Annotated in this window: 21 protein-coding genes and 1 pseudogene; 12 read left to right on the top strand and 10 right to left on the bottom strand. The window is 63.8% G+C overall.

Annotation, left to right across the window (positions count from 1 at the left end; genetic code table 11):
* Position 1: 1 nt before the first annotated feature.
* The 5 genes from AC07FD_RS10845 to AC07FD_RS10825 all read left to right on the top strand — a co-directional run bounded on the left by AC07FD_RS10845 (position 2) and on the right by AC07FD_RS10825 (position 4,438).
* On the top strand, positions 2-1,324 hold the full coding sequence (locus tag AC07FD_RS10845; protein ID WP_478349837.1) for a phosphatase PAP2/dual specificity phosphatase family protein: 1,323 nt from the start codon (positions 2-4) through the stop codon (positions 1,322-1,324).
* Positions 1,321-1,761: a hypothetical protein gene (locus AC07FD_RS10840; protein ID WP_478349836.1), complete on the top strand. Its 441-nt coding sequence runs from the start codon at positions 1,321-1,323 to the stop codon at positions 1,759-1,761. Before AC07FD_RS10845 ends, AC07FD_RS10840 begins: the two co-directional genes overlap by 4 nt.
* Positions 1,758-2,420, top strand: coding sequence for a lysophospholipid acyltransferase family protein (locus AC07FD_RS10835; protein WP_477226370.1), 663 nt, complete (start codon positions 1,758-1,760; stop codon positions 2,418-2,420). The genes AC07FD_RS10840 and AC07FD_RS10835 overlap by 4 nt, the downstream gene beginning before the upstream one ends.
* Entirely contained in the window at positions 2,420-3,355 is a 936-nt protein-coding gene (locus AC07FD_RS10830; RefSeq protein WP_478349835.1) for a phosphatidate cytidylyltransferase, read from the top strand. Before AC07FD_RS10835 ends, AC07FD_RS10830 begins: the two co-directional genes overlap by 1 nt.
* Positions 3,356-3,463: 108 nt before the next feature.
* Complete coding sequence (locus AC07FD_RS10825) at positions 3,464-4,438, top strand: nucleoside hydrolase (protein WP_478349834.1); 975 nt, start codon at positions 3,464-3,466, stop codon at positions 4,436-4,438.
* A gap of 180 nt (positions 4,439-4,618) precedes the next feature.
* On the opposite strand, the gene AC07FD_RS10820 is transcribed toward AC07FD_RS10825, so the two are convergent.
* From AC07FD_RS10820 to AC07FD_RS10805, 4 genes are all read right to left on the bottom strand, one after another.
* Entirely contained in the window at positions 4,619-5,602 is a 984-nt protein-coding gene (locus AC07FD_RS10820; RefSeq protein WP_477290851.1) for a substrate-binding domain-containing protein, read from the bottom strand.
* Positions 5,603-5,669: 67 nt separating this feature from the next.
* A complete protein-coding gene (locus AC07FD_RS10815) occupies positions 5,670-6,719 on the bottom strand; it encodes an ABC transporter permease (protein ID WP_478349833.1) in 1,050 nt (349 codons plus the stop codon).
* Entirely contained in the window at positions 6,719-8,236 is a 1,518-nt protein-coding gene (locus AC07FD_RS10810; protein ID WP_478349832.1) for a sugar ABC transporter ATP-binding protein, read from the bottom strand. The genes AC07FD_RS10815 and AC07FD_RS10810 overlap by 1 nt, the downstream gene beginning before the upstream one ends.
* Complete coding sequence (locus AC07FD_RS10805) at positions 8,233-9,231, bottom strand: LacI family DNA-binding transcriptional regulator (RefSeq protein WP_478349831.1); 999 nt, start codon at positions 9,229-9,231, stop codon at positions 8,233-8,235. The genes AC07FD_RS10810 and AC07FD_RS10805 overlap by 4 nt, the downstream gene beginning before the upstream one ends.
* Between AC07FD_RS10805 and AC07FD_RS10800 the strand changes: the two genes are divergently transcribed.
* The 5 genes and pseudogenes from AC07FD_RS10800 to AC07FD_RS10780 all read left to right on the top strand — a co-directional run bounded on the left by AC07FD_RS10800 (position 9,230) and on the right by AC07FD_RS10780 (position 12,352).
* A complete protein-coding gene (locus tag AC07FD_RS10800) occupies positions 9,230-9,715 on the top strand; it encodes a hypothetical protein (protein WP_478349830.1) in 486 nt (161 codons plus the stop codon). The genes AC07FD_RS10805 and AC07FD_RS10800 overlap by 2 nt on opposite strands.
* A complete protein-coding gene (locus AC07FD_RS10795) occupies positions 9,712-11,286 on the top strand; it encodes an FAD-dependent monooxygenase (RefSeq protein WP_478349829.1) in 1,575 nt (524 codons plus the stop codon). The genes AC07FD_RS10800 and AC07FD_RS10795 overlap by 4 nt, the downstream gene beginning before the upstream one ends.
* A 77-nt stretch (positions 11,287-11,363) precedes the next feature.
* The gene (locus tag AC07FD_RS10790) at positions 11,364-11,663 is read left to right on the top strand and encodes a hypothetical protein (protein ID WP_478349828.1); all 300 of its coding nucleotides are present in this window, start codon (positions 11,364-11,366) and stop codon (positions 11,661-11,663) included.
* Positions 11,648-12,071 (top strand): annotated as a pseudogene (locus tag AC07FD_RS10785) (IS1 family transposase); the annotation flags it as partial. The gene AC07FD_RS10790 and the pseudogene AC07FD_RS10785, both read left to right, overlap by 16 nt.
* Before the next feature lie 62 nt (positions 12,072-12,133).
* Positions 12,134-12,352 carry a hypothetical protein gene (locus AC07FD_RS10780; protein WP_478349827.1) on the top strand — a complete coding sequence of 73 codons (219 nt, stop codon included), beginning with the start codon at positions 12,134-12,136 and terminating at the stop codon, positions 12,350-12,352.
* Positions 12,353-12,391: 39 nt separating this feature from the next.
* Here AC07FD_RS10780 and AC07FD_RS10775 read toward each other — a convergent pair whose 3' ends face one another.
* From AC07FD_RS10775 to AC07FD_RS10765, 3 genes are read right to left on the bottom strand one after another with little or no spacing between them, the layout of a single operon-like run.
* Complete coding sequence (locus AC07FD_RS10775) at positions 12,392-12,709, bottom strand: tetratricopeptide repeat protein (protein ID WP_478349909.1); 318 nt, start codon at positions 12,707-12,709, stop codon at positions 12,392-12,394.
* Positions 12,709-13,701, bottom strand: coding sequence for a tetratricopeptide repeat protein (locus AC07FD_RS10770; protein WP_478349826.1), 993 nt, complete (start codon positions 13,699-13,701; stop codon positions 12,709-12,711). Before AC07FD_RS10770 ends, AC07FD_RS10775 begins: the two co-directional genes overlap by 1 nt.
* Before the next feature lie 36 nt (positions 13,702-13,737).
* Positions 13,738-13,953 carry a winged helix-turn-helix domain-containing protein gene (locus tag AC07FD_RS10765; protein ID WP_478349825.1) on the bottom strand — a complete coding sequence of 72 codons (216 nt, stop codon included), beginning with the start codon at positions 13,951-13,953 and terminating at the stop codon, positions 13,738-13,740.
* 153 nt (positions 13,954-14,106) lie between these two features.
* On the opposite strand from AC07FD_RS10765, the gene AC07FD_RS10760 reads away from it, so the two are divergent.
* Positions 14,107-14,940, top strand: coding sequence for a GyrI-like domain-containing protein (locus tag AC07FD_RS10760; protein ID WP_478349824.1), 834 nt, complete (start codon positions 14,107-14,109; stop codon positions 14,938-14,940).
* A 4-nt stretch (positions 14,941-14,944) separates the two neighbouring features.
* Here AC07FD_RS10760 and AC07FD_RS10755 read toward each other — a convergent pair whose 3' ends face one another.
* The 3 genes from AC07FD_RS10755 to AC07FD_RS10745 are packed head-to-tail and all read right to left on the bottom strand — an operon-like array spanning position 14,945 to position 18,564.
* Positions 14,945-16,090, bottom strand: a complete 1,146-nt coding sequence (locus AC07FD_RS10755) for an alanine racemase (protein ID WP_478349823.1) — start codon at positions 16,088-16,090, stop codon at positions 14,945-14,947.
* Positions 16,087-17,367: a D-arabinono-1,4-lactone oxidase gene (locus AC07FD_RS10750; protein ID WP_478349822.1), complete on the bottom strand. Its 1,281-nt coding sequence runs from the start codon at positions 17,365-17,367 to the stop codon at positions 16,087-16,089. Before AC07FD_RS10750 ends, AC07FD_RS10755 begins: the two co-directional genes overlap by 4 nt.
* 9 nt (positions 17,368-17,376) lie before the next feature.
* Positions 17,377-18,564, bottom strand: a complete 1,188-nt coding sequence (locus AC07FD_RS10745; RefSeq protein ID WP_478349821.1) for an MFS transporter — start codon at positions 18,562-18,564, stop codon at positions 17,377-17,379.
* A 124-nt stretch (positions 18,565-18,688) separates the two neighbouring features.
* Between AC07FD_RS10745 and AC07FD_RS10740 the strand changes: the two genes are divergently transcribed.
* Entirely contained in the window at positions 18,689-19,315 is a 627-nt protein-coding gene (locus AC07FD_RS10740) for a TetR/AcrR family transcriptional regulator (RefSeq protein WP_478349820.1), read from the top strand.
* Positions 19,316-19,521: the final 206 nt, after the last annotated feature.

The raw sequence follows: 19,521 nt of genomic DNA, 5'->3' as shown, positions 1-19,521 counted from the left end.
GATGGCGTCATCGCTTGCATCCACGGTGCGCGCAGAACCTTATGGCCGGGTGGTCGTCAGGGCAGCCCTTTGGCTGGCCTTCCTGGCGCCGTTCTTCTACCTCAGCTACGGCTTCGCCAATTGGCTGGCGTCGCGGCGCGACGACGTCGGCAGCATCATGTTCGCCTGGGAACACAGCATTCCCTTCCTCGCCTGGACCATCGTGCCCTACTGGTCGATCAACCTGTTCTACGGCCTGTCGCTGCTGCTCAACGACAGCAGGCAAGGGGTCGACCGCCTGGCCGGGCGCTATCTCACCGCGCAGATCGTCGCCGTTGCCTGTTTCATCCTGTTCCCGCTAACGCTGACGTTCGTGCGGCCTGCAACGAGCGGCCTGCCGGGCTTCCTGTTTGCCGTGCTTGGCGGTTTCGACAAACCGTTCAACCAGGCGCCCTCGCTGCACATCGCCCTGCTGGTGATCATCTGGGATCACTGGCGCCACCGGCTCGGCGGCCTCCTCCTGCCGCTCTGGCATGGCTGGTGCTTCCTGATCGGTGCTTCGGTGCTGACGACCTGGCAACATCATTTCATCGACATCCCGACCGGCGCGCTGCTGGGGTTCTTCGCCCTGTGGCTGTTTCCGCGCGCCGGCGAGTTGCCGTTTTCAGGCGCCCGGCTGACCAGTGATGCCAAGGCGCGCCGGTTGGCGCTGTTCTATGCGCTGGGCGCCGTCCTTGCGCTGGCCGGAGCCGCGCTTAGCGCCTTCTTTTTCGCCACCGCACTCATCCTGCTTTGGCCGGCACTTGCACTGGCCATCGTCGCCTTCGGCTATGCCGGGGCCGGCGCAAAGGTATTCCAGAAAACTGCGGAAAGTCATGTGTCCCTGGCAAGCCGCGTCCTGCTTTGGCCCTACCGGCTGGGCGCTGGGGTGAATGCCGCGATTTGGACGCGTAATCTCCCGCCGTTCGTGGCCGTCAGTGACGGTGTCTTTCTCGGCCGCTTTCCGACGGCAAGCGAGGCCAGCGGCTTCGGCACAGTGATCGATCTCGCCGCCGAACTTGAAAGACCAGCGGGAACGGATTGCCACTGGATCAGCTTTCCGATGATCGACCTGTTGCCGCCACCCGTGACGATGCTTGAGCAGGCAGCCAGCGCGCTGGAGAGCGCGCGCCGCGACGGCACCGTGCTGGTCTGCTGCGCGCTCGGCTTCCAGCGCAGCGCCGGCGTTGTCGCCCAATGGCTGTTGACAACCGGCAGGGCCAGGACGCCGAAGCTTGCCCGCGAGATGCTGATGGCGACCGGCCGGCCGGTTCATCTTGCCGAGGCCGAGGAACGGGCGGCATGACGGGCAATGCCGATCAGGAACGCGCCGGTCGCTTCGCCCGTATGCTGATGCGGCAAGCCGCATGGCCGGCTGCGATTGTGGTGGCCGCAAATATCCTCGCGCCTTTGGCTGCTTCGGCGCGAGGCGCCTTCGAGACCTTGCCTGCGGCCATTGCGCTGTCGGTCACAGCCGTGAGCGCGGTTGCCGTGCTGGCGCTGTCGGCGCTTCTGGTGTTCGACGCGCTGTTGTTCCGGCTGATGGCCAGCCACGACGAGGCTTCCGGTGGCGCCGCGGTGGATGACATACTGGCGCGCATGCGCCTGAAACCCTCCCCATCCACGACACGCCCGCTCGATGACCGCATGGCCGGCACCCGCCGCTTGCTGTTCAAACAGCGCGCCGCGCTCGCCCTGTTTGCCGCAGCGCTTCTGGCGGCGGGGTTTTGGGCGCCGCGATGAACAAGCTTTCGCTCACGACCTTCACCTTGCTGCAGACGGTAACCTCCGTCGGCCTGTCGGCGCTGGCCTGGGTGGTGACCGGGGTGCGTCCGATCTGGAACGGCAGCCTGCCGTCCGACCGGCAGCGCATCTATTTCGCCAATCACACCAGCCACGGCGACTTCATCCTGCTGTCGGCCTGCCTGAGCGAGAAGGAGCGCGCGGTCACCCATGCGGTTGCCGCCGGAGAGTACTGGGGAAAGTCGCGGCTGCGACGCTTCATCGCCGAGGACATGCTGTCGTCGGTGCTCATCAACCGGCAATGGACGAGACCTGAAGAAAACCCGATCGAAATCATGTTGTCCGTTCTCGACCAGGGCCATTCGCTGATCCTGTTTCCCGAGGGCACGCGCAACATGACCGAAGAGCCGCTGCTGGCCTTCCGCTCCGGGCTCTACAATCTGTCGATGGCACGGCCTGAGGTCGAGCTGATCCCCTGTTGGATCGAGAACATGTCGCGCGTGCTGCCCAAGGGCCAGTTCCTGCCGGTGCCGCTGCTGTGCCGCGTCGTCTTCGGCGCGCCGGTGGCGGTGGCTCCGGGCGAAGAACGCCGCGCCTTTCTCGAGCGCGCCCACGCCACGCTTCTGGCGCTCAACCCGCGCCCCGAGCGAGACGATTGATGCGCCACGAAATCTCCATTCTGATCGTCGGCCTGCTGGCGGTGCTGACCACCGCCAGCATCGTCGCCGCCATACTTTCGGCGCGGGCGCCGAAGCCGCTCAGTTCAACCCTGGTCAACCTCACCCAGCGCATCAACGCCTGGTGGGTGATGGTGGTGCTGATAACGGTCGCCTTCTTCTTCGGCCGCGACGGCATGACCATCCTGTTCGCGCTGATTTCGTTTGCGGCACTGCGCGAATTCGTGACGTTGACGCATACAAGCCGCAGCGACCATTGGGTGCTGCTCGGCATGTTCGGCATCATCATACCGTTTCAATACTGGCTGGTGTGGACCGCCTGGTACGGGCTCTTCGTCATCTTCATTCCGGTCTACTGCTTCCTGCTGATGCCGGCCATCACCGCGCTGCATGGCGACACCGAACGCTTTCTCGAGCGGATCGCCGCCCAGCAATGGGCGGTGATGATCTCGGTCTATTGCGTCAGCCACGTTCCGGCGCTGCTGACCCTCAATGTGCCAGGCTTCGAGGGCCGCAACCTGTTGCTGATCGCCTTCCTGATCATCGTCGTGCAAGGCAGCGACGTGCTGCAATACATCTTCGGCAAGCTGTTCGGGAAACACCGCTTCTCACCGAACGTCTCGCCTTCGAAAACCTGGGAGGGCCTGATTGGCGGGCTGGTGTCGGCGAGCCTGCTCGGCGCGCTGTTGTCGTTCGTGACGCCGTTCTCGCAGCTGCAGGCGGCAGCCGTGGCCTTCGTCGCCTGCTCGATGGGTTTTCTGGGTGGACTGGTCGCCTCTGCCATCAAGCGCGATCAGGGCGTCAAGGACTGGGGCCATCTGATCGAAGGTCATGGCGGCATGATGGACCGCACCGACAGCCTGGTCTTCGCTGCCCCGGTCTTCTTTCACATCGTGCGCTATTTCTGGACGGTGTGAGCGCCTGTTTGGAAACTCTACGCTGGGTCGGCTGAGCGCCAGATGCTTGACGGCGTAGATGCGGCAGTCTCTTGTCCCGACAGGCTCGGCCGGCAAAAGAGGTGCCACATGGAAAAGATCATACTGGACTGCGACCCTGGGCATGATGACGCTATCGCCATCCTGCTGGCGGCAGGCAATCCACGGATCGATCTCCTCGGTATCACCACGGTGTCGGGCAACCACAATGTCGAAAACACCACGCGCAATGCCCTTTCGGTATGCACCGCCTATGGCATCAAGGTGCCGGTGGCGAAGGGCTCTCCCGGCCCGCTCCTCATCGATCAGGTGCTGGCCATCGAGATCCACGGCGAAACCGGGCTCGATGGCCCTGTTCTGCCGCCCGCCTCGTTCGAGCTCGACAAGCGGCATGCCGTCGACTTCATCATCGACACGGTCATGGCGCATGAGCCGAAGACGGTCACGCTGGTGCCGGTCGGTCCCTACACCAATATTGCACTTGCCGTGCGCAAGGACCCCCGCATCGTCGAGCGGGTGAAAGGGGTCATCGCGATGGGGGGAAGTTATACCAGAGGCAACATCACGCCCGCGGCGGAGTTCAACGTCTATGCCGACCCGGAAGCCGCCGACGTGGTGTTCCGGGCCAACTGGGACGTCACCATGGTGGGGCTCGATCTCACGCACCCTGTCCTGGCCACCAAGGGACTTCAGGACAGGGTGCGCGCCCTCGGCGGCCCAATGGCCAAGTTCATCCTCGATATCTGGGAGTTCATAGCGACCACGCATGGGGGCCTCCTGCAGATCGAGTATCCTGCCATCCATGACGCATGCTGCGTCGCGGCGATGATCGACCCGACCGTCTTCACCACCGAGAAGGCCGACATCCGCGTCGAGCTTGCCGGCCGATGGACCAAGGGCATGACGGTCTGCAATTTCGAGAGGATGGGTGGCATGCACCATTTCGGCGGCACGGCGAGCGAGCAGGTCGACTTCCGCCACACCGTTGCGATGAAGCTCGACCATCAAAAATTCTGCGATTTGATCGTGGATGCGCTGGAGCAGCTGACGAGGCAGAAGGGGTGACACACCCTTCCTCCGGATAGTCGTCGTAGCGATATCGCTATCTTCGTCCGTGACGTCACGCGCCCCGTGTGATCCAGCGAACTCTTACCCACCGCGATCAGAGCCGGTCGACTTGCCGGTGTGGGTTGCGAACGCGCGCAGGGCGGGGTCTGGACCCCGCCCTGGACAGTCTACAAGAGCTTACTTGCCGGCGAGCTGCTTGGCGTTCTCGGGCGTGATCGCGGTGGTGTCGACGGTGACGGTCGAATCCACCGATGAGGCACAATCGAGCAGGATCTTCTTCGACATCTCGATCGCTTCCTTGGCACCGGTCGGATAGGTGAAGGTCGCGGCCCAGTCGCCTTTCGCCACCGCCTCGATGCCGCCGGCAGGTCCCGGCAAGCCATCGGTGCCGATGATCTTGACGTCCTTGCCGGCGCCCTTGGCGGCGAGCAGCGCGCCGGCCGCCATCATGTCATTCGAGGCATAAAGCACCTTGATGTCGGGGTGCGCCTGCAGCATGGCCGAGAAGGCGGTCTGGGCTTTGTCCGGCACCCAGTCGGCCGCTTGCTCGGCGACGACCTGGATCTTGGCATTCTCCTTGACGCCATCCTTGAAACCGTTCAGCCGTTCGACCGCGGGCGTAGAGCTTGGCAGTCCTTCGAGCACGGCTGCTTCGCCACCATCGGGCAGCAAGGTCTTGGCAGTATACTTGCCCGCCTCGAGCGCGATCTTGTAATTGTCGCCGCCGATGAAGGCGGTGTAGTCCTTGCCGGGATCGCCGACCGTCTTGCGATCGAGTTCGATGACCGGGATGCCGGCATCCATGGCGCGTTTGACCGCCGGCGTCAGCGGTGCCGCCTCGAAGGGCGAGATCAGCAGAAGATCGACCTTCTGGGTGATGAAATTGTCGACCTGCGAGGTCTGCGTGTTGACGTTGCCGGCGCCGTCGGCGATCTGCAGCGTGAAGCCCGGCACTTCCTTGGCCGCCGCGGTCAGCTCGTCATTGACGTGCTGACGATAGGGTTCGGCATTGTTGGCTTGCGAAAAGCCGATGATGAACTGGCCGTCCTTGGCGCAGGCCTTGACCATGGGATCGGCAGCCTGGGCGGCTCCCGCGATGCACAGGCCAGCGCCTGCCAGAAGCACGGTCTTGAGGGCACGCCTTTGTCTTGTGGTTTTCATACTCACTCTCCTCCTCGTCGGGCCGGGGCCAGACCTTGGTTGACTTCGACTTGCTGCCACCAACCTCCTAACGACCCAAACCCTCGCGGCGGCGAACGAGGGATTGAAGCACTGCCGCCAGCACGATGATCGCGGCGGTCGCGAGCAGCTGCATGGCGGGGGTGATGTTGTTGAGCTGAAGGATGTTGGCGAGCGCGCCGAGCATAATGGTGCCGGCGACGGTGCCGACCATCGAGCCGGCGCCGCCGAACAGGCTGGTGCCGCCGATGACCACGGCGGCAATCGCGGTAAGCTCGTAGCCCATGCCGTCATTGGCACTGCCAAAATTGAACTGGCCAGCATGCACGATGCCGGCAAGTGCGGCGGCAAAGCCGGTGATGGCGTAGACCGATATCTTGACCATCGACACCGGCACGCCGGAAATACGCGCCGCGCGCTCGTTGCCGCCAACGGCAAAGACATAGCGGCCGAAACGTGTGGTGTTGAGCACGATCGTGGCGATCGCGGCAAAGACGATGAACACGATCGTCGCCACAGGCACGGTGTTGTCGAACAGCCGTTCACCCAGCACCGCGAACACCGGTGGCGCCAGCCCAGGCCCGTCGCCATAGGAAATGTTGATGTACTGATTGCCCGACACGACCAGCGCCAGTCCGCGCGCCGCCTGCAGGCCGGCGAGTGTCACGATGAACGGCTCGAGCCGGAAGCGGCTGGAGATGGTGCCCTGGATGACGCCGAAGGCGATGCCCATGACGAGCACCGCGAGGATGGTGGGGATGAGCCCGAAGCCGCCCGAGATCATCATCGATGCGGTGACGACGCTGGAGAGCCCGAGCACCGCGCCGACAGAAAGGTCGATGCCGGCGGTGATGATGACGAAGGTCATGCCAATGGCGATGATGCCGGTCTCAGACACGGCGCGAACGATGTTGGCGATGTTGTCGGGGTTGAGGAACAGGACTTCGCCATGACGGCGCGGCGAGAAGATGACGCCGCCGATCGCCACAACGACGAGGCCGATCAGGCTCTGGAAGCGCACCACCAAGGCTAGCGGATCGCGATGCACCGGTGCTGCGGCCACCGGGCCGCTTGCCGTCGAAATCTTCTGCTCAGACATCAGGCCTCCCTGCCATTTGCCGCGTCAAGCACTGTGTGCTCATCGACGCCGCCGATGAATTCCGCCACGTTGCGCCCTTGGCGCAACACCACGATGCGGTCGCACAGGCCGATCAGCTCCGGCATCTCGCTGGAAGCGACCAGAATACCGAGGCCCTGTGCTGCCAGTTGCCGCAGCCGCGTGTAGATCTCACCCTTGGCGCCGACATCGACGCCGCGCGTCGGTTCGTCGAGCAGCAGCAGCCGGGGATTGCCGAGGATCTCCTTGGCGAGCACCACCTTCTGCTGATTGCCGCCCGACAGCGCGCCGACGGCGATGTCAGGATTCTTCGGCCTGATATCGAACTGGCCGAAGGACTGCTTCACCGCGTCCGCCTGCCGGCGCGCCGACATCAGCCCGAAGGGTGAGATGCGCCGGATCACCGACATGACCAGGTTGAGGCCCACCGCCATCCTCAGCATCAGACCGCTGCCGCGCCGATCGTCGGTGACGAAGGCGATGCCGGCGTCGCGTGCGGCCTTGATGGAATCGAGCTTCACCGGGCGGCCGTCGACCGCGACATCACCCTCCCAGCGGCCGGCAAGGCCGGTGCCGTAGAGCGCGCTCAGGAGCTCGGTACGCCCTGCCCCCATGATGCCGGCGAGCCCGACGATCTCACCCGCCTTGACGTCGAGCGAGATGCCTGTCGGCGGCTGCCATCCAGCGCTTTCATGGGCGAGCCTGAAGCTCGCATTGCGCAGGCTGAGCAGCGTCTTGCCAGCCTCCCTTGCGCGTTCGGGATAAAGCTCATCCAGCGGTCGCCCGACCAGAAGGCGCACCAGCTCGGCCTGCGGCGCATGCGGCTCGGTGACGCCGGCGACGCGACCGTCGCGCATCACCGTAACCCGGTCGGCGATCTGCGGCACCTCTTCCAGGCGATGCGAGATATAGACGATGCCGACGCCGCTGGCGGCGAGCTTGCGCATGATGTCGAACAGCCTTTCGACCTCGCCCACCGTCAGTGCTGCCGTCGGCTCGTCCATGATCAGCACGCGCGAGGCGTAGGACAGTGCCTTGACGATTGCCACCACCTGGCGCTGGCCGATCGACAGGTTCGCCACCATGCTGGCGGGATCGATGGCAAGCTCTATGGCTTCGAGCCGCTTGCGGGCCTCGCTGCGCATCGCTGGCACGTCGAGGAAGCCGCCCGGCCGCATCAGTTCGCGGCCGAGGAAGAGGTTGGCCGCCACGTCGAGCGTTGGCACCAGGTCGAGCTCCTGGAAAATGGTGGCGATGCCGGCCGCCTGCGCTTCACGCGGGTTGTTGAAGCGCACTGGCTTGCCGTCGATCTGGATGGCGCCCTCGTCCGGCGCATAGACACCCGACAACAGGTTCATGAGGGTCGACTTGCCGGCGCCGTTTTCGCCGAGCAGCGCGTGGATCTCGCCGGGTTTGAGATCGAAATTGACGCCACGCAGCGCCTGGACACCGCCAAAGCGCTTGACCGCGCCGGTGACCGACAGCAGCGGCGCACTCATGCCGGCCTCGCGCAGGATTGACGGACCTGCAGCGCGGCCTGCAGCCGCACCGCCTGCGGCTCCAAACCGGTGGATGCGATGCGGGCGCAGAGCAAGGCAGCCGCCTGGCGTCCGATCTCGGTACAGGGCTGCGCGACAAGCGTCAGGCGCGGCTCGAAGCAGTCTGCCCATTCGAAATCGTCGAAGCCGGCAAGCGAAAGGTCCGCCGGTATCGAGAGGCCTCGTTCGCGGATCGCCCGCACCGCTCCGATCGTCGTCATGTTGTTGCCGGTGACCAATGCCGTGGGCGGCGAAGGCAATGACAGGATGGCGTGGGTCGATGCCGTTGCGCTCGCCGTGTCGACGTTCTCCTGCGAGACATAGTGCGGCAGGCACTCGAGTCCATTGGCGGCCAGCGACACGCGAAAAGCGTCGATGCGTTCGCGAGTCGTCGCGAGATCCGGCTGGCCGGCGATGTAGCCGATGCGTTTGTGGCCAAAGGAGGCGACATGATCGATGAGCGCGCGCATCGACGACTGGTTCTCGACGCCGATCTGGTCGAAGCGGTCGTCGGCGAAGCGGTCGATGAGCACGCAGGGCAGCTTCTTCTCCGCCAGATAGTCGATCGCCCGCTGCGGCGCGCCCGACGGCGCCAGGATGACGCCGTCGACCCGCCGCTGGTGGAAGGCGCGCACCACCGAAAGCTCGCGGTCGGGATCCTCCTGCGTATCAGAGAGGAAGACCATGAGGCCAAGGCGTGCGCATTCGGCCTCCACCGCGCAGATGATGTCGGTGAAATAGGGGTTGGAAATCGCCGAGATCGCCAGGCCCACGCTGTTGGTCGAGGCTACTTTCAACGATCGCGCCAGCTCGTTGGGCTGATAACCCATGGCGGCGATCGCATCATTGATGAGCTGCGCCTTCTGCGGCGAGACAAAGCGGGTGCGGTTGATAACATGCGAAACGGTCGAAACCGACACGCCGGCGCGGCGCGCGACCTCAGCCATTGTCGGCATGGTGACTCAAACGGAGTGCTGGCAAGCGCTCCTCCCTGATGATGCGTTCCAGTCCGCTCTCATTGGTCTTGGCGGATTTTGGGAAACCATAGGACCATCGAAACGTTTGCGCAATCGCTTCGATAGCCTTTTCCGGCCCAATTCTCGTCGCCCCCAAAAGATGGGCGTCTTGCAGGATCGGCCGATCACCTTCGTTTCGATTTTGCTCGATGCGCATTCGATGAAACTGACCGGGGTATCCCTTGGCGCTGTCAAGCGACGCTCTGCCGAGGCTTGTCCACTCAAGGCAACATTCCCGGCCCGCCGTGCCGCGATCCTTGCCGCGCCGATAGCTCGAGGCGGTGGCGATGCCTGCACAAGCAGACGACCAACTCAACCAAACATCGGAAAATTTTCAGAAACGAATCGGGATTTTTCGGCCCCGAAATCGCAAGACCATGCGGCTGGCGAAAAAGTCCGCACCGTTCAAGGAGAAGAAAAATGAGCATGTCAAAGACCAAGGTCCTCATTGCCGGCGCCGGGCCGACCGGGCTGACGCTTGCGCTCTGGTTGACGCGGCTCGGCGTGCCGGTCCGCATCTTCGACAAGGCGTCCGGCCCGGGCGAAACCTCGCGTGCGCTGGCCGTCCAGGCACGTACGCTGGAGTTCCATCGGCAGATCGGCATCGTCGAAGACGTGCTCGCCGCCGGCGTGCGGATCGAACAACTCACCGTGCACACGCCGGCCGGCATAGCAGCCAGGTTGCCGCTCGCCGACTTCGGCCGCGGCATCAGCCCCTACCCGTTCGCTTTCGCGTTGCCGCAGGACATCCATGAGCGCGTGCTGATCACGCACCTGGAACGTGCCGGCGTCGAGGTCGAGCGCGACACGGAGCTGGTCGCCTTGGAGGACAAGGGCGATGCTATCGTCGTTACCTTGAATAGGGGCGGCCGCACTGAAACGGTCAGTGCCGCCTACCTGGCCGGTTGCGATGGCGCCCGCAGCGCCGTGCGCCACGGGCTGAACATCGGCTTTCCCGGCGGCACCTACGAACAGTCCTTCTACGTCGCCGACGTCGACGGTCGCGGCGACGTCACACGCAATGGCATGGACACTGTCATCAGCGCCTATGGCTTCGCCATCGTCATGCCGGTCCGGCAATCGGGCTCCCTGCGCCTGATCGGCATCGTGCCGAAAGCGCATGAGGCCGACGAGTCGATCACCTTCGAGACGATCCGCGCCGATGTCGAGCGTGACACCGGCGTCAAGGTTCATCAGTTCAACTGGTTCTCGACCTACCGCGTGCATCATCGAGTCGCCGGGAATTTCCGCATCGGCCGGGTGTTCCTCGCCGGCGATGCCGGCCACATCCACAGCCCGGCCGGCGGCCAGGGCATGAATACCGGCATGGGCGATGCGGTTAACCTCGCCTGGAAACTGGCCGCCGTGGTTCAGGGGCGCGCCGACCAGCGCCTGCTCGACAGCTACGAGCCGGAGCGCATCGCCTTCGCCCGCAAGCTGATCGACAGCACTGACCAGGCGTTTCGGGTCGCCACCAGCCGCTCGCGGCTGGTCGGGCTGTTCCGCCGCTACCTGATGCCGAAGATCCTGCGCATAGCGCTCGGGACGACGGTGGGATCGCGCGCGTTTTTCGGGCTGATTTCGCAGACCCGCATCCGCTACCGCGAAAGTCCGATCAGCAGCGGCAAGGCCGGTAAGATCGAGGGTGGCGACCGCCTACCCTATATCGCCGGCACGAGGGACGACAATTTCGAGCCGCTGCGATCGCTGGATTGGCAGGTGCATGTTTATGGAGAACTCAATGCCGAGTTCCGGGCGATGCTTGCGCCCGCGGGCATCCCAATCCATGCCTTCGCTTGGTCGGACATGGCCAAGGCCGCTGGCCTGCAACGCGACGGCGCCTATCTGGTGAGGCCGGACGGCCATGTCGCGCTGGCCTCACCCGTCCAGGAAGCAGCCTCCTTCCAGCGGTACATCGCAGGCCTCGCCATCAGGCCTCGGATCGCCGAGCGCGCGCCCTATCGCATCTCGGGCACCATGCACAGCCTGGCTTGAATGCGCCAACGCAACGGCGTGCGCATTCGCGCGTACTGAAAAGACGTTTCATCATGACCAAAATCAGGAGAGAGAAAATGCCTATCGAATCCGTGAATAAAATCAGCCTGATCGCCACGGCGGCCGCAATTGGCCTCGCAGTAGAGATCATCGGCAGCACCCTGCCGGCGCTGTCATTCGTCAGCCAGGCCGAAGCGCGTATCGGTCAGCCCTGGACGCCCCGCAGTGCCGCAGGCGTTGCGCGGCGGACCACAGCATGGCGCGTGCTGAGACACACCACGGCTTGGGTCGCCACACTGCCGGCAGGCTGCGTCCGCACCAAGGTCAACGGCTTCGACGTCTGGGTAGTGGGTCAGTTTGAAACTACGCCATGCTGATCAAGCTCTATGGCGCTTCGCCTGACAGCGCCAAGGGCCCTACAGCCCAGCCGAATGCACTGGCGCACGGAAAGAGCGGATCGAAGGAAACCCCGACATTAAGCATGTCAGCACGTCTTTTGCCCAACGCCAGAACCTCACCATGCGGATGCACATGCGCCGCTTCACTCGCCTGACCAATGGCTTCTCCAAAAAGGTAGAGGCCCACGCCAACGCGGTGGCGCTGCATTTCATGTACTACAATTTCGTGTGCATCCATGCGACGTTGCGCGTGACCCCGGCGATGCCGCTGGCGTGACTGACAAGCTTTGGGAGATCGGTGACATCGTTGCGCTGATTGAGGCGAAGGAAGCCGAGAAGCCAATGGTGCGCGGCACCTACAAAAAGCACGTAGCGAGAGCCATATAATCCGCTTGCGTTTGCAGCCTGCTCGCCCAATAGTCCCCGGTCAGGGGTGCGTGAAAGTGATCATGGCCGGCAAGTATTTGGACCATCTCTTGGAGTGCCCCTATTGCGGCACGATCCGACTGCAGATTCCAAAAGACGCCCAAACTTACACGCCGATCACCTGCGCCGATTGCGGCAAGTATCTTGGCACATGGGATGAAATCCAGACTGATTTCGAGAGCCAAGGCGGAATCAGCGGGGTGTTCCAACTCGAAAAGGGGCGCATCCAGAAGCTGGAATGAACTTACGGGGCCTATCCGTATTAATTTCAAACTGACCCACTACCGACGTCTGGCGTTGCGGCGGCACCTACTACCGTGCCTATCAGCGTGGTGGTCGTCGATTGACCGGCCTCGGACGTGGTCTCGCCGAGGGCGAGTCTGACGCCTTCGGCGAGATGCTCGGCGTCGACCTTGTTCTCGAACGAGAGCATAGTCGATCGGCGAAAACGGATCGCCCTGCTCGATGAGGGCGATCTGCCGCCGCGCCCGTTCCATGTCGCCTATCTGGGCATAGCAGGCTGCCAGCCTGGTGCGTATCCAGGGTGCCGGACGCGTGGCTAGCTCCAGCGCCTCCGCCGCCTGCCGGTAGTCGCCCATCATGTAGAGCGCCAAGGCGCGATCGAACTGGTACCAGTGCGGGTGCAAGGGGTCGATGCGTATGCCTCGCGCCAGCCATGTGAGTGCATCAAGGGGCGCCCGCGCATGGTGAGCAGCATGCCCATCTGCTCGATGCAGTCGGCATCGTAGGGATTGAGCTGCAGCGCGATACGCATATGATGCTCGGCCGCTTCATGGTCGCGCATATACAGCCTGATCAATGACTGCACACGGTGGCCGGTCGGCTGGTCCGGCGACAATGCCAGGCCCTTGTCGGCGAGATCGCGCGCATTTTCCAGCACTGCGTCGCTGGCGCGCCCGAATTCTCCATCCAGCGCCCGAGTCAGAGCGAGATAAGTGTAGGCCAGTCCATAGTTCGGATCCTTTGCGATTGCCGCCTCGAACATTGCCTCCGCACCTTTCTGGTCGGTCTGGGCTGGATCGCGCAACAGCGCAAAGCCACGCAACGCCAGTTCATAAGCCGCCAGGCTGGTGACCGGCTTGCGCGATGCCTGTTGCAGCCCTGCATTGGTGACCCGCGTAACCAGCCTGCCGACGATCTGCTCGACAACCTCATGCTCGATCGCAAACAGGCCTGTGCCCTGCGACTGGTAGCGGTCGCCCCAGAGTTGGCTCGCAGTCGCGATGTCGATCAGGTTCACGGCTGTTATGACTTGTTCGCCTTGGCGTCGCAGCGATCCTTCGACAAGATAGTCGGCGCCGATGCGGGCGCGGATTTGAGGCCACTCGTCGCGCCCGAAGGAGGCGAACGAAAAACTCGAATTGCGGGCGAGCACCGTGACCGTCCCAAAGCGCGCCAGGCCGTTGATGATATCCTCGGCAAAGCCGTCGACCACCGCCTCGTCGGCCGGATCACCGCTGTCGTTTCGAAAGCGTATCACGGCCACAACCGGCTGCGCCCCGATCTCCGGCGCAGTCTCGGCTTCGGCGGCGAGCATAGCCGCGCTTGGATACTGTGCGCACCATGTCATCGCCGAGCACCTTGCGGATTTCGCGGATCGACTGGGTCAGCGAATCTCGGTGACGTAGACACCCGGCCATACGACATCCATCAGTTCCGATTTCGGAACGACGCGGCCCATGTTGCGGGCAAGGTGCGAAAGCAGCGCGTAGGCCTTCGGGCGCAGGAACAGCGGCTCGTTGACGCCACGCAACGTTCCCTTGTCGAGGTCGAGAGTGTATCCGCCGAACCGGAAAAGCTGACCGGCAGTCGCCGTCGTCATTGGGACCCCTCCCCGGACACTGCACATCATGCCGCGTCGAACCCACATCACGCGGCACGGGATTTGGTGCATTATTGCCCAGTGCGCAATTTCAATCAAACTGGCCGCTTGGAGAGACAGCAAGATGATCTGGCCAACGCGGGAAGGAACTCGATGAATCCGACGGAAAAAGCGCTGTGGTTCGTCGAGAGCCATCTGCCCGAAGCGGTCTCGCTCGACGATATCGCCCAAAGCAGTGGCGTGTCGCGCTTTCATGTGACGCGGGCTTTCGGGGCCGCCACCGGCCGCTCGGTGATGGGCTACATGCGCGCACGCCGGCTGACCGAAGCGGCGCGCAAGCTGGCCGGCGGGGCGCCCGACATCCTCTCGCTCGCGCTCGACGCCGGCTACAACTCGCATGAGGCGTTCACCCGCGCCTTCCGTGACCAGTTCGGCACCACGCCGGAACTGGTGCGCGCGCAAGGCACGCTCGACAACCTCGATCTCGTGGAGCCGATCCTGATGGACCAGTCCTTCCTTGCCAACCTCGAACCGCCGCGCTTCGAAACCAGCCGGCCGTTCTTGATCGCCGGCCTCGGCGAACGCTACAGCTGCGAATCGAGCGCCGCCATTCCCATGCAGTGGCAGCGCTTCGTTCCCTATATCGGCAACATTCCGGGCGAGACCGGCAACGTCGCCTATGGCGTCTGCGTCAACGGCGACGATGCCGGCAATTTCGACTACATCGCCGGCGTCGAAGTGTCGGATTTTTCCGACCTGCCGAAGGAGCTCAGCCGGGTGCGCGTGCCAGCGCAGAAATATGCCGTCTTTGCCCATCGCGAGCACATCTCGACCATCCGCCGGACCGTCAACACGATCTGGAACAAATGGCTGCCGGCCTCTGGCCACGAGATCGCGGATGCTCCCGAATTCGAGCGCTACGGCCCCGAATTCGATCCGCGCAGCGGCAATGGCGGGCTGGAGATCTGGATACCGGTCAAGGCGTAGTCGTTCATCCCATCGGCAGAGCGGGCCATCGCTCGGCGATCCTGCCGCCGGAAAACACCGCGATCGATCCGAACTGCTGCAGCACGGCTTCGCTCTGCGTCGGGCGCAGGAATGCGTAGTCACCGGGCCTTGCGGTCGCGTCAGCCGGCAGACCCATGAATTGCTGGTTCGAGGAGAGGCCGAGCAGGCCGTTCGTCTTCATGCCTTCGGGAAAGACCGGCTCGGCCATCCACTTGCCGCCATAGAGATAGCAGCCCTTGCGCGGAAAGCGGCCGAGCGCCTGCAGCAGGCGGGTGACGGCCGGCGGGCCGGGCAGCCTCGGCTCTACCACTTTCAGGATCGGCGTCGCGATAAAGGCCGCCGGCTGGAAGCCTTCGAGGCCGGGCGTATCGAAATCGCTCGGCAGCACAAAGGCCGAGCCCATCGATACCTCGTTGGCGGCGCTGCGATGGTGTAGCAGCGCGGTCTTGCTGCCGCCGATGTTCAGGATAAGGCGCTGGCCTGCGCCCAGACACGCAGCGAAGGCGGCGGCCCGTTCCGAGGCTTGAGCCAGCGCCTTGGCCGGCCCGCCGAACAGGCCGGGGATGAGCGGCGCATGCGCCTCGTAAGCCATGACGCCTTCGCAATGCAGCCGTTGATGAGCCGGCAGCGCGCCTAATGCTTTCGACAAGGCCTCCGGGCTGGCAAAGCCGCCGCGATGCAGCCCGACATCGATCTCGAAGGCGACGCGCAGCTCGACGCCGAGTTCGTCCGCGAGTGCGCCATACTCGGCCAGCCTCTCCTGGGTATCGATCAGCCAGCAGACACGCGACCAGTCGGCGTCCCCTTTCACCAGTGCCGCCCTTGCCGCTTCGACCGGCATCGGCTTGCCATAAAGCAGATCGGCATCTGGAAATGCCTTCAACACCGCTCCGCTGATCGGCGGATGGAAAGTCATGAATCGATTGGTGCCTAGAGCCTTGCCGATGTGCGACAGCAGCGGCAGGCAAGCGAGCGACTTGTCGACCAGCCGCACGGCAAGGCCGGCGTCAAGCCTCTCTTTCACCAGGTCAATGTCGCGGTCCAGCCGATCGCGATCGAGCAGCAGGCAGGGCTGGAAGATACCGGCTTCCTTCAACGCATCCGAAAGAGCGACGAAATAGGCGCTCATTGGTCGATGCCGAACAGGCCGGCCATGTAGGGCGATATAAATCGGTTTTGCGGGTCGATGTCGCGGCGCACCGCCATCGCATCGTCCCAGCGCGGATACAGCCTCTTCAGGTCCGCCGCCTTCAGGCTGTGCATCTTGCCCCAATGCGGCCTGCCGCCATATTTGCGGAAGATCGGCTCGGCCGCCCGCATGAACGGCAGTGGATCGCTTGCCGCGTCATGGTGGATGGCGATCGAGCAGGTCAGCCTGTTGTGGAATGGCGAAAGCCAGAACTGATCCGGTGCGACCGAGCGCGCCTCCATCGGGAAATAGACCTCGGGAAAACGCTGTTCCGTCAGTTCGATGATCTCGGCCAGCGCCTTCGGCCCCTCCTCGAACGGCAGATGATATTCCATCTCGTTGAACTTGGTCTGCCGGTCGCTGGCATAGACGTTGAGCCAGTCCTGCACATAATCCTCGGCGGGCACTTTCGCGACGGCGCCGCGGATCAGCCGGCGGCGGAGCGACGGCAGCCAGGCGAGCCCGGCGCGCAGCCGGCGCAGCGTCCTCAACCCGCCCTCGTCATCCTCGGTCGGGCGCGTGGTGGTCGCCGCAGTGCTAAAATCGCTTGCGATGAACTGCGCGTAGCCGGAAAACGGAATGTAGTAGAATTCGGCCGAACGATGCGCGGCCATCATCGTTTCGAAATCGCGCAGCATGTCGGCGATCGGCAGCACCCATTTGCGGCGGCGCAGCCGGTAGGTCGCAATGTTGTTCAGCGTCACCTCGGTCATCACGCCGAAGGCACCAAGTGCGACGCCGACGGCATGGATCATCTCCTGATCCCCTGCCCGCTTGAAGTCGCGGAGTTTGCCAAGCCCGTCGACGATCTGCACCGTTTCAAGCTGCGTGTGGTAGGCACCGAGCGTCGGTCCAGAGCCATGCGTGGCGGTGCCGAGCGCGCCACCGATCGCCTGGCGGTCGATGTCGCCCATATTTGGCAGGCCCTGGCCGATGCCTTGCAGGATGTGCATGAGCGGGCCGAGCCGGGTCCCTGCCCGCACGCTTGCCTGATGTTTTTCGACGTCGTGCGAGACCAGCCCTTCCAGTCTCTCCAAGGACAGGATCGTGCCCTCGGATTTCACCAGCGGCGTAAAGGAATGGCCGGCTCCGACGACGCGGACCGGACCGGGTGCGGTGAGAACGAGATCACCAAGTTCGCCGGCGTCAGTTGGGGTGGCAATCAGCTGCGGTTCAGCGCTGACGTGGCCGGACCAGTTGCTCCAGGTGTTCGACATGTTGCCTCCTTAGGCAACGGCGCGGCGACGCCGGGACACAAGGATGAACAGGCCAAGCAGCGCCGCGCTGGCAATGGCGCTGGTGGCGGCGAATTCCGGCACGGGGCGAAAATCCTTGCCGTCGATGAGCAGCGACGCCGCGACCGGCCCGATCGCCAGGCCAAAAAGCTGCGCCGCCGGCACCAGCAGCACGGCGGTGCGCGTCTCATCGGCGGTGATCGCCAGCCGTATCTGGTAGGGCACGATGAACAAGAGGATGAAACCCATGACCAAGGCGGCAACCCAGAATGTGATGAGGTCAGGTCCGCTGGCGAGGACCAGGGAACTGACAGACGCGACGGCGCCGATCGCGGCGATGGCAAGGCGGTAATCGATGCGTGCCTCGAACACGGTCGCTGTCATCGCACCCAGGACCTGAACCGCGAGGCTGGCCGAGACGATCAGGCCGACGGTGCGGCCATCGATGCCGTATTGTGCGCCAAGCGGCTCCAGAAAGGCCCACACCGCGCCGAAGAACATGAAGTAGCAGAAGACCGACAGCAGCGCAGTCATCGAAGGGACCGTCAGCACATTGGCCAGATTCTCTTCCTTGGGCAGATCGGCATAGTCACTGGGAACGGTGAAGGCGATCGCCACCGAGGCAACGCAGACGACGGCGAGAACGATGAAGCCGCCCGCCGACCCGGCCGCCGGGATGACATAGAGCGCCAGCAGCAGGGCAAGCGCACATTGCGCCAGCGTCTGCATGGTGACGAAATAACCGCCGATGCGCTCGGCCCGCCGCGAGCGGGCAATGAGTTCGGTGGCGACCGCCACCAGGCCGCCCTCGGCCAGGCCTGCCAGGGCGCGAGCCGCAATCAGCATGTTGGCGCCGGCGGCATAGGCCGTCCAAACATTCGCCATCGCCAGCAGGAGCAGAAGGGCCGCACTTTTCCAGCGCATGTTGTGGGCCGAAAGCAGCATCGCCACGATTGCCGAGCCGATGGCAATGGCGATCATCTCGGCGGTGGCGACCAGCGCCAGCTCATCGCCGCTGACATGGCCCTCGGTGAAAAGGGCGCCGAGCAGCACCGGTTGCAGTCCGAGGATGAGCAGGCCGACCGAACCGATCCACAAGGCCGAGGCAAGCTGCCTGCCGGTCGGATTGCCGACCAGCCAGTCGCCGCTTCCGGTGTGCCCGGTATCTGTCGAAGTCAAAGGCGCCTCCCAACGTCCTTGCCGTGCGGCCAAAAAACTGACAATCTGTCAGCATTTCAGAAACTGATACTTGATCATATTTTTTGTCAATAAGAATTTGGAAACTCGTGCGAAAGACCAGTGCGTGATGGAAGCGACGCGAACAGCCACCGAACCCAGGCGCAAACCCAAGCAGGAGCGCAGCCGCGAGCGCATCGACGCGATCCTGTCGACGACCATGCGGCTGATCGGCGAAAAGGGCATCGACGCCGTCACCATGAAGGAAGTCGGCATGCTGGCGGGCGGACCGATCGCCACCGTCTATCATTACTTCCCCAACAAGTCGGCGATCCTGGCGATGCTCTACGAGCGGTTTTCCGAGGTCAGCCGCACGCGGCTGACAGCGATCATCGGCGACATCCGCGAAGCCAAGGACGTGATCGTGGCCGCCGACCGGCTGCTTGACGACTATCACAGCCGTGTCGCAGGCGATCCGGCCATCCAGGATCTGCAGAACGCCATCCAGGCCGACAAGGCGCTCAAGAATCTCGACATCGCCGAAACCCGGCATCAAGCCAAGATGTTCTGCGACCACGTGATCGGCCTGCTCGAACCCGAGAAGCGGGTGCAGTTCGAACGCATCGTTCTGCTGATCTTCCAGCTAGCCGGTGGTGTGGTGCGCCTGGCGCTTGCCGAGGGCGAAGCGGAAAGTCGACAAACCATCGAGGATTACCGGTCGATCATCCATACTCAGTTGCGGCTCTTTCTCTAGCCACCGCCTCATGCGAATTTCGCGTGTTTCGACAGCGTGTCGCGCCTTGACTCTGGCAGGCCGGCGGCCTATTTCAGCGCCACGTTAGCACTCGCCATTGGTGAGTGCTAACCATGTGTCCGGCGTCGCCGGACGGAGGAACTGTTCTCACCGTTCTCATCGAGGAAGAAAAAATGGCAAAGTCGAAGTTCCGCCCGCTTCATGAC

The sequence above is a fragment of the Mesorhizobium waitakense genome, from assembly GCF_056431085.1.
The sequence above is the reverse complement of the archived record's forward strand: the minus strand, read 5'-3'. Positions and strand labels throughout refer to the sequence as shown.

What these genes read in the sequence shown, in the direction of transcription:
- AC07FD_RS10845 (WP_478349837.1), top strand. Translation starts at nt 2, where the DNA reads ATGGCGTCATCGCTTGCATCCACGGTGCGCGCAGAACCTTATGGCCGG.
- AC07FD_RS10840 (WP_478349836.1), top strand. Translation starts at nt 1,321, where the DNA reads ATGACGGGCAATGCCGATCAGGAACGCGCCGGTCGCTTCGCCCGTATG.
- AC07FD_RS10835 (WP_477226370.1), top strand. Translation starts at nt 1,758, where the DNA reads ATGAACAAGCTTTCGCTCACGACCTTCACCTTGCTGCAGACGGTAACC.
- AC07FD_RS10830 (WP_478349835.1), top strand. Translation starts at nt 2,420, where the DNA reads ATGCGCCACGAAATCTCCATTCTGATCGTCGGCCTGCTGGCGGTGCTG.
- AC07FD_RS10825 (WP_478349834.1), top strand. Translation starts at nt 3,464, where the DNA reads ATGGAAAAGATCATACTGGACTGCGACCCTGGGCATGATGACGCTATC.
- AC07FD_RS10820 (WP_477290851.1), bottom strand. Translation starts at nt 5,602, where the DNA reads ATGAAAACCACAAGACAAAGGCGTGCCCTCAAGACCGTGCTTCTGGCA.
- AC07FD_RS10815 (WP_478349833.1), bottom strand. Translation starts at nt 6,719, where the DNA reads ATGTCTGAGCAGAAGATTTCGACGGCAAGCGGCCCGGTGGCCGCAGCA.
- AC07FD_RS10810 (WP_478349832.1), bottom strand. Translation starts at nt 8,236, where the DNA reads ATGAGTGCGCCGCTGCTGTCGGTCACCGGCGCGGTCAAGCGCTTTGGC.
- AC07FD_RS10800 (WP_478349830.1), top strand. Translation starts at nt 9,230, where the DNA reads ATGGTGACTCAAACGGAGTGCTGGCAAGCGCTCCTCCCTGATGATGCG.
- AC07FD_RS10805 (WP_478349831.1), bottom strand. Translation starts at nt 9,231, where the DNA reads ATGCCGACAATGGCTGAGGTCGCGCGCCGCGCCGGCGTGTCGGTTTCG.
- AC07FD_RS10795 (WP_478349829.1), top strand. Translation starts at nt 9,712, where the DNA reads ATGAGCATGTCAAAGACCAAGGTCCTCATTGCCGGCGCCGGGCCGACC.
- AC07FD_RS10790 (WP_478349828.1), top strand. Translation starts at nt 11,364, where the DNA reads ATGCCTATCGAATCCGTGAATAAAATCAGCCTGATCGCCACGGCGGCC.
- AC07FD_RS10780 (WP_478349827.1), top strand. Translation starts at nt 12,134, where the DNA reads ATGGCCGGCAAGTATTTGGACCATCTCTTGGAGTGCCCCTATTGCGGC.
- AC07FD_RS10775 (WP_478349909.1), bottom strand. Translation starts at nt 12,709, where the DNA reads ATGGGCGACTACCGGCAGGCGGCGGAGGCGCTGGAGCTAGCCACGCGT.
- AC07FD_RS10770 (WP_478349826.1), bottom strand. Translation starts at nt 13,701, where the DNA reads ATGACATGGTGCGCACAGTATCCAAGCGCGGCTATGCTCGCCGCCGAA.
- AC07FD_RS10765 (WP_478349825.1), bottom strand. Translation starts at nt 13,953, where the DNA reads ATGACGACGGCGACTGCCGGTCAGCTTTTCCGGTTCGGCGGATACACT.
- AC07FD_RS10760 (WP_478349824.1), top strand. Translation starts at nt 14,107, where the DNA reads ATGAATCCGACGGAAAAAGCGCTGTGGTTCGTCGAGAGCCATCTGCCC.
- AC07FD_RS10755 (WP_478349823.1), bottom strand. Translation starts at nt 16,090, where the DNA reads ATGAGCGCCTATTTCGTCGCTCTTTCGGATGCGTTGAAGGAAGCCGGT.
- AC07FD_RS10750 (WP_478349822.1), bottom strand. Translation starts at nt 17,367, where the DNA reads ATGTCGAACACCTGGAGCAACTGGTCCGGCCACGTCAGCGCTGAACCG.